16 protein-coding genes are annotated in these 14,413 nt (G+C 74.3%); 6 read left to right on the top strand and 10 right to left on the bottom strand.

Going from position 1 to position 14,413, the window contains the following annotated elements; translation table 11 throughout:
* The first annotated feature begins 71 nt into the window (after positions 1-71).
* Both AB0J00_RS13065 and AB0J00_RS13060 read left to right on the top strand, forming a co-directional pair.
* Positions 72-929 carry a HipA family kinase gene (locus tag AB0J00_RS13065; protein WP_357744849.1) on the top strand — a complete coding sequence of 286 codons (858 nt, stop codon included), beginning with the start codon at positions 72-74 and terminating at the stop codon, positions 927-929.
* Positions 926-1,321 carry a DUF3037 domain-containing protein gene (locus tag AB0J00_RS13060; RefSeq protein ID WP_357744846.1) on the top strand — a complete coding sequence of 132 codons (396 nt, stop codon included), beginning with the start codon at positions 926-928 and terminating at the stop codon, positions 1,319-1,321. The genes AB0J00_RS13065 and AB0J00_RS13060 overlap by 4 nt, the downstream gene beginning before the upstream one ends.
* A gap of 4 nt (positions 1,322-1,325) precedes the next feature.
* Here the strand turns inward: AB0J00_RS13060 and AB0J00_RS13055 are convergent, their stop codons facing one another.
* Positions 1,326-2,738: an FAD-dependent oxidoreductase gene (locus AB0J00_RS13055; RefSeq protein ID WP_357744843.1), complete on the bottom strand. Its 1,413-nt coding sequence runs from the start codon at positions 2,736-2,738 to the stop codon at positions 1,326-1,328.
* A 31-nt stretch (positions 2,739-2,769) separates the two neighbouring features.
* Positions 2,770-3,153, bottom strand: a complete 384-nt coding sequence (locus AB0J00_RS13050; protein WP_357744841.1) for a nuclear transport factor 2 family protein — start codon at positions 3,151-3,153, stop codon at positions 2,770-2,772.
* Between the two features lie 136 nt (positions 3,154-3,289).
* On the opposite strand from AB0J00_RS13050, the gene AB0J00_RS13045 reads away from it, so the two are divergent.
* Complete coding sequence (locus AB0J00_RS13045) at positions 3,290-3,670, top strand: VOC family protein (RefSeq protein WP_357744839.1); 381 nt, start codon at positions 3,290-3,292, stop codon at positions 3,668-3,670.
* Here AB0J00_RS13045 and AB0J00_RS13040 read toward each other — a convergent pair.
* The 5 genes from AB0J00_RS13040 to AB0J00_RS13020 form a co-directional block, all read right to left on the bottom strand.
* Positions 3,649-3,966, bottom strand: coding sequence for a 4a-hydroxytetrahydrobiopterin dehydratase (locus tag AB0J00_RS13040; protein ID WP_357744836.1), 318 nt, complete (start codon positions 3,964-3,966; stop codon positions 3,649-3,651). The two genes, AB0J00_RS13045 and AB0J00_RS13040, sit on opposite strands and share 22 nt — an antisense overlap.
* Positions 3,967-3,991: 25 nt before the next feature.
* Positions 3,992-4,705 (bottom strand): phosphoadenylyl-sulfate reductase, encoded by a 714-nt coding sequence (locus AB0J00_RS13035; protein ID WP_357744833.1) that lies wholly within the window; start codon positions 4,703-4,705, stop codon positions 3,992-3,994.
* Between the two features lie 175 nt (positions 4,706-4,880).
* Complete coding sequence (locus AB0J00_RS13030; RefSeq protein ID WP_357744830.1) at positions 4,881-6,560, bottom strand: nitrite/sulfite reductase; 1,680 nt, start codon at positions 6,558-6,560, stop codon at positions 4,881-4,883.
* 96 nt (positions 6,561-6,656) lie between these two features.
* Positions 6,657-6,743 (bottom strand): putative leader peptide, encoded by an 87-nt coding sequence (locus AB0J00_RS13025; RefSeq protein ID WP_357745189.1) that lies wholly within the window; start codon positions 6,741-6,743, stop codon positions 6,657-6,659.
* Positions 6,744-6,798: 55 nt separating this feature from the next.
* Positions 6,799-7,281, bottom strand: coding sequence for an Rrf2 family transcriptional regulator (locus AB0J00_RS13020; RefSeq protein ID WP_357744829.1), 483 nt, complete (start codon positions 7,279-7,281; stop codon positions 6,799-6,801).
* Positions 7,282-7,287: 6 nt separating this feature from the next.
* On the opposite strand from AB0J00_RS13020, the gene AB0J00_RS13015 reads away from it, so the two are divergent.
* Positions 7,288-8,073, top strand: coding sequence for a (deoxy)nucleoside triphosphate pyrophosphohydrolase (locus tag AB0J00_RS13015; RefSeq protein WP_357744827.1), 786 nt, complete (start codon positions 7,288-7,290; stop codon positions 8,071-8,073).
* 105 nt (positions 8,074-8,178) lie between these two features.
* Complete coding sequence (locus AB0J00_RS13010; RefSeq protein WP_357744825.1) at positions 8,179-9,051, top strand: DUF559 domain-containing protein; 873 nt, start codon at positions 8,179-8,181, stop codon at positions 9,049-9,051.
* 79 nt (positions 9,052-9,130) lie between these two features.
* Here AB0J00_RS13010 and AB0J00_RS13005 read toward each other — a convergent pair whose 3' ends face one another.
* From AB0J00_RS13005 to AB0J00_RS12995, 3 genes are all read right to left on the bottom strand, one after another.
* Complete coding sequence (locus AB0J00_RS13005) at positions 9,131-10,474, bottom strand: metallopeptidase TldD-related protein (RefSeq protein WP_357744823.1); 1,344 nt, start codon at positions 10,472-10,474, stop codon at positions 9,131-9,133.
* Positions 10,471-11,952: a TldD/PmbA family protein gene (locus AB0J00_RS13000; protein ID WP_357744822.1), complete on the bottom strand. Its 1,482-nt coding sequence runs from the start codon at positions 11,950-11,952 to the stop codon at positions 10,471-10,473. The genes AB0J00_RS13005 and AB0J00_RS13000 overlap by 4 nt, the downstream gene beginning before the upstream one ends.
* A 113-nt stretch (positions 11,953-12,065) precedes the next feature.
* Entirely contained in the window at positions 12,066-12,236 is a 171-nt protein-coding gene (locus AB0J00_RS12995) for a CsbD family protein (protein ID WP_357744820.1), read from the bottom strand.
* 402 nt (positions 12,237-12,638) lie between these two features.
* Here AB0J00_RS12995 and AB0J00_RS12990 point away from each other — a divergent pair, with 402 nt between their 5' ends.
* A complete protein-coding gene (locus AB0J00_RS12990) occupies positions 12,639-14,381 on the top strand; it encodes an ABC transporter family substrate-binding protein (RefSeq protein ID WP_357744817.1) in 1,743 nt (580 codons plus the stop codon).
* Positions 14,382-14,413 lie beyond the last annotated feature (32 nt).

Here is a 14,413-nt window from a genome sequence, read left to right as displayed (position 1 = left end):
ATGGGAAACCCGATGCTAACTCTGCGCCGGGCCGACTTCGCTCTTGATCACGCCGTAGTCTGGCGGGCACTGTGCTCACCGCCGTCACCGCCACCCGCTACGTCACGCCGCTGCGTGAGGGCGGCTCGCTACCCGGGCTGATGGAGGCCGACGACCTCGGCACCTACGTGGTCAAGTGGCGCTCGGCCGGCCAGGGCGTGAAGGTGCTCGCCGCGGAGGTCGTCTGCGGGGAGCTGGCCCGCCGGCTGGCGCTGCCGGTGCCCGCGCTGGTGACCGTCGACGTCGCCCCCGAGCTCGCGGTCGGCGAGCCGGACTTCGAGGTGCAGGAGCTGCTGAAGAACTCGGCCGGCACCAACCTCGGCATGGACTACCTGCCCGGGGCGCTGGACTTCGAGGCCGGCGCGGCCCAGGTCGACCCGGAGCTCGCCGGACGGGTGCTGTGGTTCGACGCGCTCATCGGCAACGTCGACCGCTCGTGGCGCAACCCGAACATGCTCTTCTGGCACGGCCGGCTGCAGCTGATCGACCACGGTGCCGCGCTCACGTTCCACCACAACTGGCCGGGCGCCGAGGCAGCCGTCACGCGCCCGTACGACGCCGCGCAGCACGCGCTCGTCGAGTGCGCGCCCGACGTCCGGGCCGCTGACGCGGCGCTCGCCGGCCGGGTGACCCGGCCGGTGCTCACCGAGGTGCTCGCGCAGGTGCCCGACGCCTGGCTGGAGGGCCCGTCGCCGGACGACGCCCCGGACGACGTCCGGGAGCGCTACGTCGCCCAGCTGCTGGCCCGGCTCGGGGCCCGGGAGGCGTGGCTGCCCGGGGTGGTCGCCGCCGCGGCCGCCGGGGGAGCGGGCCGCCGGACGGCGCCGCGCGGGCGGAACCGCCCGTCGTGGCTGGGCCCGCCGCCACCCGAGGGGATGTCGCAGCGGTGACCTCGCGGGAGACGTTCGAGTACGCCGTCCTCCGGGTGGTGCCGCGGGTCGAGCGGGGGGAGTCGCTGAACGCCGGCGTGCTCGTCTACTGCCGGCAGCGCGACTACCTCGGCTCCCGGGTGCACCTGGACGTCGACCGGCTGCGGGCGCTGGACCCTACGGCCGACCCGGCTGCGATCGGCGCCGCGCTGCAGGCGTCCGCGGACGTGTGCGCGGCCGCGCCCGGGGTGGGGGCGGCCGGCCGCGAGGCGCTGGGATCGCGGTTCCGGTGGCTGACCGCGCCGCGCAGCACCGTCGTCCAGCCCGGGCCGGTGCACACCGGGCTCACCGCCGACCCGGACGCCGAGGCCGACCGGCTGCTGCGGCTGCTGGTGCTGCCCGTCCAGGCCTGACCCGTCACCCGACCAGCTCCAGCAGCTGCCGGCGGTCCGGGCCGGGCAGGCCCGGGGCCGGGCGGTCGCCGGCCAGCTGGAGCGCGCGGTCGGCGAGGCCGGGGCGGCGGAAGACCTCCGACGGCAGCGTGAGGCAGCCGATGACCTCGAGCAGCGCGCGGAAGAGGTCGGCGTCCTGCCCGGCGGCCTGCCCCAGGGCCGCACCGAGCCCGGGCGCCCCGGGCGGTGCGGTGGCCGGGGCGCCGTCCCGGTCGGCCCGCATCTCGGCCAGCCGGCCGCGGTCGACGGCGAGCGTCGTCCGGTACCAGGGGACCAGCTCCAGCTCCAGGGCGGCGTCCCACCGGACGGCGAACGTCGTCGGGTCGTCGTCCGCCCCGGCGCGCAGCACGTCGCGCAGCAGCACGGCCGACACCAGCCCGAGGCTGATCCCGCGGCCGAGCGAGGGGTTGGTGCAGCTCCAGGCGTCGGCGACGGGGACCAGCCCGGTGACGACCGGCCGGCCGTCGACCACCAGCCGGCGGAGCCGGTCCTGCAGCCCGGCCATGCACACCACGTCGGTCAGCGGGACGCCGTCGAGCCAGTGCGCGTGCCGGGGGCAGGCGGCGACCACCGAGGTCCACACGTCGGTGTGCCGCAGCTCCTTGAGCGGCCGGTCGTGCGCGTCGGTGACCAGGGTGACCGACCAGGTGTCCCGGTCCGAGGGGAGCGTGAGCAGGGAGAACGAGCCCAGCGGGGAGTTGAGGCTCGCCCGGACCTCCGGCCGCGAACCGCCGTCGGGGGTGCGGAAGAACCGGCCGTAGTAGGCGAACCCCGAGTCCTCGGCCTCCTCCCGGGGCGGCTGCCGCCCGGCGGCCCGCAGCCAGCCCGGCAGCGGCGACCGGCGGCCGGTCGCGTCGACGACCAGGTCCGCGGGCACCTGCCGGCCGCCGCGGGTGCGCACCCCGGTCACGTGCGGCACGCCGTCCGCCGTCCCGAGCAGCAGCCCGTCGACCACGACGCCGCGCTCAACCCGCAGGCCCGGCTCCTCCTCGGCCGCCCGGGCGACCACCTGCTCCAGCGTGGGACGGCGCGCGGTCACGGTGACGAAGCGCTCGTCACCCGGACGGCGCTCGATCGGCCCGAGCGTGGGGGGCGCGCTGTCCAGCGGGTCGTGCCGGTACCCGCCGGCCGCGACCAGCCGGGCGGCCACGTCGGGGAGCTCGGCCTCGGTCAGCCGCGTCGTCCGGGCGTGCAGGAAGTGCGCCAGGTGGAACTGCGCGACGCCCGCCCGCTCCCAGGTGTCCCACGCCGTCCCGGGGTCGTCGGGGACCGGGGCGGGGTCCCGCTCCAGCACCAGGACGTCGTGCCCGTCCCGGCTCAGCAGCAGCGCGGTGGCCAGCCCGCAGACCCCACCGCCCAGCACCACGATCGCGGCCATGCCGACCTCCGTCCGGGGAGGCGGCGTCGGGTCAGCTCGCCGGTCCCCCCGCGGGGAGGGGGCCGAAGAAGCCGACGATCCGGCGCAGCGCTCCGTCGCCGTCCAGTTCCCCGAAGTCCGTGCCCTCGAGCGCGACCGACCCGTCCGGCGCGAGCAGCCGCCAGCCGAACCGCACGTACCCGTCGTGCTCGTCCACGCCGCTGACCACCTCGAGCCGGGCGCCCGGCTGCTCCGCCTGGAACCCGCCGATGTGGTCGGCCAGCCCGTCGCGGCCGGTGGCCCGCCCCAGCGGGTCGCAGTAGACGCCGTCCACCGCCCAGCACCGCTCCAGCAGCGCTCGCCGGGCCGCCGGGTCGGTCTCCGCCCAGGCCCGGGCGTAGCTGTCGACGGCCGTGCCGCCGGCCGTGGTGGTCACGGGTCGGAAGCTAGTCCCGGCCGGTCGTTCCAGGTGCTGCCCGGCAGTGCCGTCGGGGCGGGCGTGCGCGTCGTGACCGAGGGTGCGCCGGTCCGCGCGGCAGGGTCCTGTCGGACCCTGCTGCTACTCCTCGCCCATGGAGATCTCCGCGGTGGGCGTGAGCGCCACCGACCTGCGCCGGGCCGTCGCCTTCTACGAGCTGCTCGGGTTCTCGTTCCCGCCCGCCGGCGACGACGAGGACCACGTGGAGTCAGCCGGGTCCGGTGCCCGGCTGATGATCGACAGCGCGGCCATGATGACCGGCCTGCTGGGGGAGCCACCCCGGCCGGGCAACCTCGCGGCCTTCGCGCTCCGGTTCGACTCCCCGGCCGCGGTCGACGAGGTGGCCGGGCGGGTCGCCGCGGCCGGCCACACCGTCGTCACCGCGCCGTGGGACGCGCCCTGGGTGCAGCGGTACGCCACGGTGCAGGACCCGGACGGGTTCCGGGTCGACCTCTACGCGCCGCTGCCCGGCTGAGCGGCGTCCGGGAGCAGCCGGTCGACCCGGCGGGCCAGCGTGAGGTCCAGCTCGGTCAGCCCGCCGGCGGAGTGCGTGACCACGGCGATCCGCAGCGTCCGCCAGCGCAGGTCCAGGTCCGGGTGGTGGTCCATCTCCTCGGCCACGTCGGCGATCGCGACCACGGCGTCCACCGCGGCCCGGAAGCTCGGCAGCTGCACGGTGCGCTCGATGCCGTCGGGGCCGCCGGACCACAGCGGCAGCCCGGCGAGACCGGCGGCGACGTCCTCGGGGGAGAGGCGGGGTGGGCGCGGCATGCGCCGATCATGCCGCCGTCGTCGCTCAGACGTGCAGGCCGCACTCCGTCTTGCCCCTGCCGGCCCAGCGGCCCGCGCGCGGGTCCTCGCCCGGGGCGACCGGGCGGGTGCAGGGGGCGCAGCCGATCGACGCGTAGCCGAGCTCCTGCAGCGGGTTCACCGGCACCTGGTGCTCGGTCAGGTAGGCGTCGACGACGTCCTGGGTCCAGGCGGCGATCGGGTTGACCTTGACCATGCCGCGCTTGGCGTCCCAGTCGACCAGCCGGGTGCCCGCCCGGGCGGCCGTCTCGTCCCGCCGCACGCCGGAGCCCCACGCGGAGTAGCCGGCCAGCGCCGACGCCAGCGGCTGCACCTTGCGCAGCGAGCAGCACAGGTCGGGGTCGCGCTCGTGCAGGCGCGGGCCGTGCGCGGCGTCCTGCTCCGCCACGGTCTGCGGCGGCGTGACGTTGACCAGGGTGATCGGCAGCACGCCGGTGATCCAGTCGCGGGTGCCGATCGTCTCGGCGAAGTGGTAGCCGGTGTCGAGGAAGACCACGTGGACGCCGGGGACGGCCGTGCCGGCCAGGTGGGCGAGCAGCCCGTCGGCCATGCTCGAGGTGATCGCGAACCCGTCGCCGAACGTCTCGCCGGCCCAGCGCAGCACGGCGAGGGCCTGCTCGACCGGGTCGGCGATGCCCGCGAAGCGGGCGTCGGCCTCGGCGGCCAGCTCGGGTGTCGGTCGGACGACGGCAGCGGTCACGCTCGGTCCACCCCTGTTCCGGTCAGCTGGACGGTGAAGGTGCGCAGGCAGGCGCCGCAGTGCCAGCCCTCGCCCGCGGGGACGAGGTCCTCCTCACCGCAGTACGGGCAGTGGAACACCGGCGCCTGTCGGGAGCTTCCCCGGGACACCGGCGCCTCGCGGCGCCCTCCCTCGGTCACAGCAGCCACTCCTCCTCGGCGCGCGCGACGTAGGCCGCGAAGCGCTCACCGGGCTCGCGGCGCTCGAGATAGCCGCGGAGCACCCGCTCCACGTAGTCCACCGTCTCGTCCTTGGTGATCTTGTGGCCGCGGAACTTGCGCCCGAACGAGGCCTCGACGCCGAGGTGGCCGCCCAGGTGCACCTGGAAGCCCTCGACGCTCTCACCCTCGGCGTTGCGGACGATCATGCCCTTGAAGCCGATGTCCGCGGTCTGGAAGCGGGCGCAGCTGTTCGGGCAGCCGTTGACGTTGATGCCGATCGGCTCGTCGAAGTCCGGCAGCCGCTTCTCCAGCTCGCCGTACATGTCCTGGGCGTGCTGCTTGGTCTCGACGATCGCCAGCTTGCAGAACTCCAGGCCGGTGCAGGCCATCGTGCCGCGGCGGAAGGCGCTGGGCCGCACCAGCAGGTCGTGCTCGGCGAGTGCGGCGACCAGGTCCTCGACCCGCTCGTCGGGCACGTCGAGGACGACCATCTTCTGCTGGGTCGTCGTCCGGATGCGGCCGCCCTGCGTGCCGTGCTCGGCGGCCAGGTCGGCGATCCGGGTGAGCAGCGAGCCGCTGATCCGGCCGGTGCGCAGCGCGAAGCCCAGCGCGTTCGTGCCGTCCTTCTGCTTGCTGACGCCGACGTGGTCGCGGGACTCGTGCGCCGGCGGTGCCGCGGCCGGGCCGTCGGGGAGCTTCGCGTGCAGGTACTCGTCCTCCAGCACCTGGCGGAACTTCTCCGGACCCCAGTCGGCCATGAGGAACTTGATCCGCGCGTGGTTGCGGGACCGGCGGTAGCCGTAGTCGCGGAAGATCGAGGTGGCCGCGACCCACACGTCGGTGACCTGCTCGGGCCGGACGAACACGCCGATCCGCTGGGCGAACATCGGGTTGGTCGACAGCCCGCCGCCGACCCACAGGTCGTAGCCGACCTCGCCGTCGGCGGTGACCACGCCGTTGAAGGAGATGTCGTCGATCTCCGGCTCGGTGCACTGGTCGACGCAGCCGCTCATCGACGTCTTCCACTTGCGCGGCAGGTTGCTGAACGCCGGGTCGCCGACGTAGCGGGCGACCGTCTGCGCCATCACGTCGCTGGCGTCGACGACCTCGTCGGCCAGCACACCGGCCAGCGGGCAGTTGAGCATGCCGCGCGGGGTGTCGCCGCAGGCCTCCGTCGTCTGCAGGCCGACCGCGGCCAGCCGCTCCCAGATCGCGGGGACGTCCTCGATGCGGATCCAGTGGTACTGGATGTTCTGCCGGTCGGTGACGTCGGCGACGTCCCGGCCGAACTCGGTGCTGATCTCGCCGAGCACCCTCAGCTGGGCGCTGGTCAGCTGCCCGCCGTCGGTGCGCACCCGCATCATGAAGAACTCGTCCTCGAGCTCCTCGGGCTCCAGGACGGCGGTCTTGCCGCCGGGGATGCCCTGGGCGCGCTGGGTGTAGAGGCCCATCCAGCGCATCCGCCCGCGCAGGTCGCCCGGGTCGATGCCGCCGAAGCCGGTGTGCGCGTAGATGTCGAGGATCCGCTGCCGGACGTCGAGCCCGTCGGAGTCCTTCTTCATCCGCTCGTTCGGGTTCAGCGGCTCCCGGTAGCCCAGCGCCCACTGGCCCTGGCCACGCTGGGGCCGGTTGCTGGTGCGGGTGGGGGAGGACACGTCAGGACAACTCCATCTGCGCCGGCACGGCAGGGCGTGCGCGACGCGGCCGGTGCGGGGGTGCAGCTCGGAGCGGCTGCGGGAGCGGGGGCCGGATCAGCGCGCGGCGAGACAGATGGCGCTGGAGACCCGCGCCAGGTCGACGTGCAGGCGCGCCACGAGGAGGGCGCCGGCGTCCGTCACACCCCGATGGTGCCACACGGGAACAGCGGCGTCCGTCGGCCGGCGGGTCGTGCCGTCAGTCGACCTCGCTCAGACCGAACGAGCGCCAGGCGCTCTCCAGGTCGACCAGCTCCGCCACGTGGCCGGGCATCTTGCCGGCGACGACGTCGGCGAGGGTGACGTTCTCCAGCACCCGGCGGTAGGCCTCCCGGGCGGCGACCCACACGCCGGCCAGCGCGGCTGCGGCACCCGGGTACTCGACGTCCTCCGGCCGCTGGCCGTGCACCTCGGCGAGGAACCCCTGCTCGATCCGCATCACCCGGGCGATCGAGACCTCCTCCGGTGGCAGCGCCAGCCGGTACCCGCCGTCCCGGCCGCGCTGGCTGGTGACCAGCCGGGCGTGCTGGAGGTCGCCGAGGATCGCCTGCAGGAACCGGGCGGGGATGCCCTGGGCCTGCGCGATGCGCTCGCTGGTGAGGGACTCGGGGGCCGCGGCGGCGAGCTCGACCGCGGCTCGCACGGCGTAGTCGACCCGGGCGGTGATGCGCACGAGGTCCATCCTGCCGTGTCTGGAAAGCTCGGCAGTGTGTTCCAGCTGCGGTTCACCACGTTGGTGGAGGCGCCGCTGACCGTCGCCTTCGACGTCGCGCGCACCCTGGGCCGCCCGTGGCCGCGCCCGCTGGTGGAGGTCGTGTCCGAGCGGCCGTGGCGCGACGTCTACACGGCCGCCCCCGGCGGGGGCTGGCGGTGGCTGGTCCACTCGCGCACCTTCTCTCCCACCGGCGCAGGCACGCTGGTCGACGAGCAGGTCGACTGGGCCACCCCGCTGCCCGGCGCGCTGGGCGGGCTGGTCGACCAGACGGTGCCGCGCCGGCGGCTGGTGGGCGCGATGCAGGCGCACCTGGACCTGTTCGCCGCGGCCGCCGCCCGGGCCGCGCAGGGCGTCACCCAGGTGGTGGGCGCCGCGCTGGTCGACGACCGGCGCCGGGTGCTGGTCGCGCAGCGCGGCACCGGCCCGCTGGCCGGGCTGTGGGAGTTCCCCGGCGGGAAGGTCGAGCGCGGCGAGGAGGACCTGGCCGCGCTGGTGCGCGAGTGCCGGGAGGAGCTCGGCGTCGGCATCGTGCCGCAGGCCTTCCTCGGCGAGGTGCCGTTGGACGGCGCCGTCGGCGGGGGAGTGCCCGGCGCCTCGACCCTGCGCGTCTGGTGGGGCCGGGTGACCGACGGCGAGCTGGTGGCGCACGAGCACCGGGAGCTGCGCTGGCTGCCGGCCGAGGGGCTCGAGGCGCTGGACTGGATCCCCGCCGACCGCCCCCTCCTCCCCGCCGTCCGCGCCCTCCTCACCCGCCTCTGACCCCTCACCGCTTTCGGCGCCGAAGGCGGGGCCGCTTTCGGCGCCGAAACCGGGGCTGTGGACGGCGCCAGCGGCGGGTCGGTCGGCTGGGCCACGCTCCGCGTCGTGCCTCCTCTGCGCCGGCCCCCGCATGGCCTCTTCATCGGTGCCCACGCCGTCGCCGAGGGAGTGGTCACGAAGGAGCAGCTCTCCCGGGGGCTGTACCGACGGGTGCTGCGCGGCGTCTACGTGTCGCCGGGGATCCGCTTCGACCACGAGCTGGTCGCCCGGGCGGCGTCTCTGGTCATGCCGCCGGACGCCGTGCTGGCCGGCCGGTCCGCCGCCGTGTGGTGGGACGGACGCACCGCGGACCCTCGGGACCCGGTCCGCGTCGTCGTGCCGCCCGGTTCCGCTTGGCGTGGGCCGCATGGTGTGCAGGTCCACCGGACCGAGCTGGGGCCGGGCGACGTCGTCACCACCGACGACGGCGTCCGCATCACGTCCGTCGAGCGGACGGCCTGGGACGTCGCGGTGCTCGAGCGGCTGAAGGACGCCGTCGCCTGCCTCGACGCGATGGCCTTCGCGGGGGAGCTGAGCGATCACCTGCTCCGTCAGGTGCAGACAGCGGCGAGCGGACGGTGGGGATCCCGGCGGGCCGGCCGGGCACTGGCGCTCGTCGACGGCCGGGCCCAGAGCCCGGCCGAGTCCTGGGTGCGCGTCGCCTGCCACCTCGCTGGGCTGCCGTTGCCGATCCCTCAGTACGTGGTCGTGGAGGCGGGCGACTTCCTCGGCAAGGTCGACCTCGCCTGGCCGGAGGCGAAGCTGGTCGTGGAGTACGAGGGGCCGCACCACTTCGACGCCCGGAAGAAGCAGGAGGACGACGCCCGCTACGCGGCGCTGCGGGCGGCGGGGTGGCGGGTCATCCGGCTGGCCAACGCGGACCTGCGGGACCTGGACGCCGTCGTCGAGCGGATCCGCGAGGCCCTGACTCCTCGATGACGCGGGCCGAGCCCCACACCCTCTTTCGGCGCCGAAAGCGTCCCCGCTTTCGGCGCCGAAAGTGGAGGGGTGGGGCGGGTCAGCCGGTGGTGGTGCCGGTGACGTTCCAGGCGGCCAGGCGCAGGGCAGGGACGGCGACGCGGTTGTAGCCCATCGGGCCCATCAGCCGGTACGGCTGCGGGTCGACGTCCGAGCCGACCACGACCCGGCCCGGGGCCAGCGCCTCCAGGTAGGACTGGGTGAACCGCAGCGTGCTCACCGGCCGCACGACCCGCCCGTCCTCGACCAGCCAGACGCCGTTGCGGGTGAGACCGGTCCACACCGACCGCTTGGGGTCGACGACGCGGGTGTACCAGAAGTCGCTGACCAGCAGCCCGCGCTCCAGGCCGGCCACCAGCTCGTCGACCGACCCGCCCGCGCCGGCCGTGAGCACCGGGTCGCCGGCCACCGGTCCCCAGGTGGCGCTGGCGTCGGAGGCGTGCCCGGACGACGTCCGCCCGAGCGCCGCGGCGGTCCGCCGGTCGGTGGTCAGCCCCACCGGGACGCCGTCCCGGACGAGCTCGGTGCGGCCGGCCGGCGTGCCCTCGGTGTCGAAGGGCAGCCCGACGCCGGCCAGCGGGTCGTCGGCCAGCGTGACCGCGGGGTCGAACTGCGCCGAGCCGAGCTGCAGACCGGAGGTGCCGTCGACCACGGCCTTGCCGTTGAACTGCCCGGAGACCAGTCCACCGATGACGTCGGCGACCGCGGCGGGCTCGAGCACGACCGGCCAGGGGCCCCGCTCGACCGGGGCCGCGTCGACACCCGCGCGGGCCTTGGCGGCGGCGCGGGCGCCCAATGCGGCGGGGGAGACGTCGGCGAGCCGGCCGGCCATCGCGCGGGCCACGCCGTCGGCGCCGGCCAGCCGGGCGATGCCGTCGCAGATCGCGGAGGTGGTGGCGCCGCGGACGTGCTGGCCGGCGGTGGTGGCGAGCACGGTGGTGAGCGCGGCGGTCTGCACGAAGCCGGCCGTCTCCAGCCCGCCGGCGGCCTCGACGAAGGCGGCGACCGCCTCGGCCCGGGCAGCGGGGGAGGCCTCGGCGGTGGTGGGGTCGTACGACCCGGGCGAGAGCAGGGGAGCGGCGCCGGCCAGCCCCGGCCAGCCGGCGTCCCGCGGGCGCAGCCGGGCCGCGGCGAGGGTGGCCGCCACCAGGTCGGGGACGGCGGCGGCGCGCGTGGTGGAGGCGGTCGCGGTACGGCCGCCGTCCACCGTCAGCTCGAGGTGCACCGTCACCTGCTCGTCGGCGACGTTCTGGTGGATCGCCGACCCGGCGAACCGGGTCAGCGCGAGCGCGGCCTGCTGGGCGCGGACGGTGGCCGCGGCGTCGGCGCCGGCCTGCCGGCGCACCTCGTCGAGGACGGCGGTGGAGAGGTCGTCGAGGTTCATCCCCGCACCCCCACCCGGACGCCGGCGAACCGGGCGGGCGCGGCGCCGTGCCCGGTGTGCCCGACCTGGCCGGGCTGCCCCTTGCCGCAGTTGGGCGTGCCCCACGCCCGCCACTCGCCGGGTGCGCGGCCGCCGAGCATGTCCAGCGACTGCCAGAACCGGGGCCCGATGCCGGTGTACGAGGGGTTCTTCAGCATGCGACCGCGCCGGCCCTTCCTGACCTCCCAGCCGATCTCGCAGCCGAACTGGAAGTTCAGCCGGCGGTCGTCGATCGACCAGGACCGGTTGTGCTCCATGAGCACGCCGTCGTCGGTGGCGGCGATCATCTCGTCGAGGGTGTGCGGGCCCGGCTCGAGCCCGACGTTGGTCATCCGCACCATGGGCAGCCGGGCGTAGCCGTCGGCGCGCACGGAGCCCGCGTAGTCCAGCCCGGCGACCGCCGCGGAGTCGCGGCCGGCGAGCACGCCGACCCAGACGCCGTCGCGGACGGCGTCGCGCGCGGTGGCCGGGGTGCCCTCGTCGTCGAACCCGAAGGAGCCCAGCGCCCCGGGGATGGTCGGGTCGATGGTGATGTTCATCAGCTCGGAGCCGAACCGGAGCGACCCGAGCTGCTGCAGGTCCAGCCAGGAGGTGCCGGCGAAGGCGGCCTCCCAGCCGAGGATGCGGTCCAGCTCGATCGCGTGCCCGACCGACTCGTGGATCTGCAGCGACATCTGCTCGCCGCCCAGCAGCAGCGTCGTGTCGCCGGAGGGGCACTGCGGCGCGGTGAGCAGCTCCTGGCACTCGGCGGCGATCCGGTCGGCGTGGCCGGGCAGGTCGAGCTCGCGGACCAGCTCCCAGCCGCGGGTGCCGTACTGGCCGCGGAACGCCGGGTAGGAGCGGCGCTGCGTCTCGCCGTCCCCGACGGTCAGGCAGTGCATCCCCGCGCCCGTCTCCCGCACGTGCTGCCCGATCCGGGCGCCCTCGCTGGAGACGAACGCGGTGCGGGTGTCCCAGGCCTGCGACAGCGCCTCGGCGACGGCGACGCCCGCGGCGCGCATGGTGGCGGTGACTGCCGTGAGCAGGTCGGCCTTCTCCGCGAGCGGGACGGCGAACGGGTCCTCCCGGCACTCGCTCGCCCAGCCGCCCTGCACGGCCGGCACGCCGACCAGCTCCATCGGGGGGCCGGGGACGGCGGCCGAGGCCTGGGCGATCGCGGTGGCTCGCGCGCCGGTGCGGCGGGCGTCGGCGTCGCCGGCCGGGTCGCCGAGCGCCGCGAAACCCCACGAGGAGCCGACCAGGGCGCGCACACCGAGCCCGGCCGACGTGGTCTGCGATAGGGACCGGACGTCGCCGTCCCGCGCGGTCAGCGACTCGTGCCGCCGGTCGACCAGCCGGGCGTCGGCGTACCGCGCGCCGGCCGCCAGCGCGGCCTCGACGGCTGCGGTGGCCGCGTCGAAGGCCGCTGACCCCACCGCCGCGGGGATGTCCTGAGCCATGTTCACCATGTTGCTCCCGGGGTCACCCGGGCGGTGCACCCGCCCCGGGGCGCGCGAGAGCGCCGCCCCCGCGGAGGGGACGGCGCTCTCGCGACCGCTGCGTCAGGCGCAGGTCACTTGAAGGCGTCCTTCACCTTCTCGCCGGCCTGCTTGAGGTTGCCGGCGGCCTGGTCCTTCTCGCCCTCGGCCTGCAGGTCACGGTTGTCGGTCGCGTCGCCGACGGCGGCCTTGCCCTCGCCGCCGAGCTCCTGGGCCTTGTTCTTCATCTTGTCGATGCCGCTCATGACGCTCCTCCTGGGCTGGGGTGCACTGGCGGAGGGGCACTACCCGCCACGGCCGGGAGCACACCGCACCAATGCGGACGACGCCGTTCTGTGATGCCCGACACTGGTCGTCTCTGCGCTGCCGGGCGCTCGGAACCGCAGGGTTTCCGGGGGAAACCGTCGTGTTGCGGCGATGTTTCAGCGGATTCCGATCGATCTTGACACCAGGTCACGAAATGATGACGGTCGTGGACGACCCCTTCCCACGGGCCTAGGGTCCGTTCCGTCTGCACCTGGGGACCGGCTGTTCGCCAAGCCGTCGCCGGGTGCGCACGCACTCGTCACCGACCGTCCCCTGACCGTTCCGTGACAGGGGCCGGCCTGACCACTCCCCGCAGGCGCGGGCCGAGGAGGCATTCGAACGTGAAGTTGAGCAAGCGCACTGCGGTGCTCGTCGCGACCGGCGTGGCCGGCGCGATGGCGCTCACCGCATGCGGTGGCGGCAGCGACAGTGGCGACGGCGGGGGCTCGTCGGGCGAGGCCAAGGGCCGCATCGTCTTCGGCGAGGCCACCGACTGGCCCGAGAACCTGATGCCCCTCATCTCGGCCGGCAACGCGACCTCGGTGGCCGACATCGAGGCCCAGATCATGCCGCAGGCCTTCATCGTCAAGCCCGACCTCTCGGTCGAGTACAACAAGGAGCTGTTCACCGACGAGCCCTCGTCGGACACCTCCGGCGGCGGCCAGAAGATCACCTACCACATCAAGCCCGAGGCCGTGTGGAGCGACGGTGAGCCGATCACGGCCACCGACTTCAAGTACTCCTGGCAGATCCAGCGGTCGACCGACCCGGCCGACGGCGGCTGCGAGTCGCTGCTGAGCACGACCGGCTTCGACCAGGTCACCAACGTCGAGGGCTCGGACGACGACAAGACCGTCACCGTGACCCTCGCCAAGCCCTACGCCGACTGGAAGGCCCTCTGGACCGGGTCGAACACCCCGGTCTTCCCGGCCCACCTGATGGACAAGGGCGACCCGAAGGCCAACTGCGACCTCATCACCACCGGCTGGCCGATCGCCGACGGCTTCCCGAGCGACATCTCCGGCGGCCCCTGGCAGCTGAAGAAGTCGAACATCGACGTCGGCGGCCAGATCGCCATCCTGACCCCGAACGAGAAGTACTGGGGCAGCGACAAGGCCCGCGCCGCGCAGCTGGTCATCCAGGGCATCGGCAACGACCCGACGACCGCCGTCCAGGGCCTGAAGAACGGGGAGATCAACGTGATCTACCCGCAGCCGCAGCTGGACCTGGTCGGTCAGATCGAGGACCTGAAGCCGAACGTCGAGAGCGAGATCAACTTCGGCATCAACTACGAGCACCTCGACTTCAACACGACCTACGGGCCGCTCGCTGACGTCAAGGTCCGCCAGGCGTTCGCCATGGCGCTCGACCGGCAGGAGATCGTCGACCAGACCGTCGGCCAGTTCTCCTCCGACGCGTCGGTGCTCAACAACCACGTGTGGCTGAACACGCAGGACCAGTACAAGGACAACGCTCCTGACCAGTACAAGAAGAAGAACACCGCGCAGGCCAAGCAGCTCCTCGAGAGCGACGGCTGGGCGCTGGGTGCCGACGGCATCTACGCCAAGGGCGGCCAGAAGCTGACCTTCAAGATCGACACCACGGCGAACAACCCGCTGCGCGAGCAGACGATCAACGTCATGATCCCGCAGCTCAAGGAAGCCGGCATCGAGGCGCAGTTCAACGCCAACCCGGACATCTTCAAGGGTCCGGAGTCGCCGACCAGCCTCGTCGCGGGTGGCTTCCAGATCGCCCTGTTCGCGTGGGTCGGGAGCCCGTTCATCTCGGGCACCCCGCCGATCTACGAGTCGCCCGAGGGCGCCGGCGCCGTCCAGCAGAACTACTCGCGGACCGGTACCCCGCAGATCGACCAGCTGCTGACCCAGTGGCTGGGCGAGACCGACGAGAAGGCCGTCGCCGACACCGGCAACGAGATCGACAAGCTGCTCTGGGACCAGATGGCGACCCTGCCGCTGTACCAGAAGCCGACCTTCATCGCCTACAGCAACACGGTGAAGAACGTGAAGGACAACCCCACCCAGGCGGGGCCGCTCTGGAACTCCTCCACCTGGCAGGTGCAGTGACCACTGGCCCCTCGGGCCGCTGAGTCGCTGGA

The organism is Modestobacter sp. NPDC049651, from assembly GCF_040659695.1.
Classification (GTDB): domain Bacteria; phylum Actinomycetota; class Actinomycetes; order Mycobacteriales; family Geodermatophilaceae; genus Modestobacter.
This window is presented reverse-complemented; position numbering and strand designations above follow the sequence as displayed.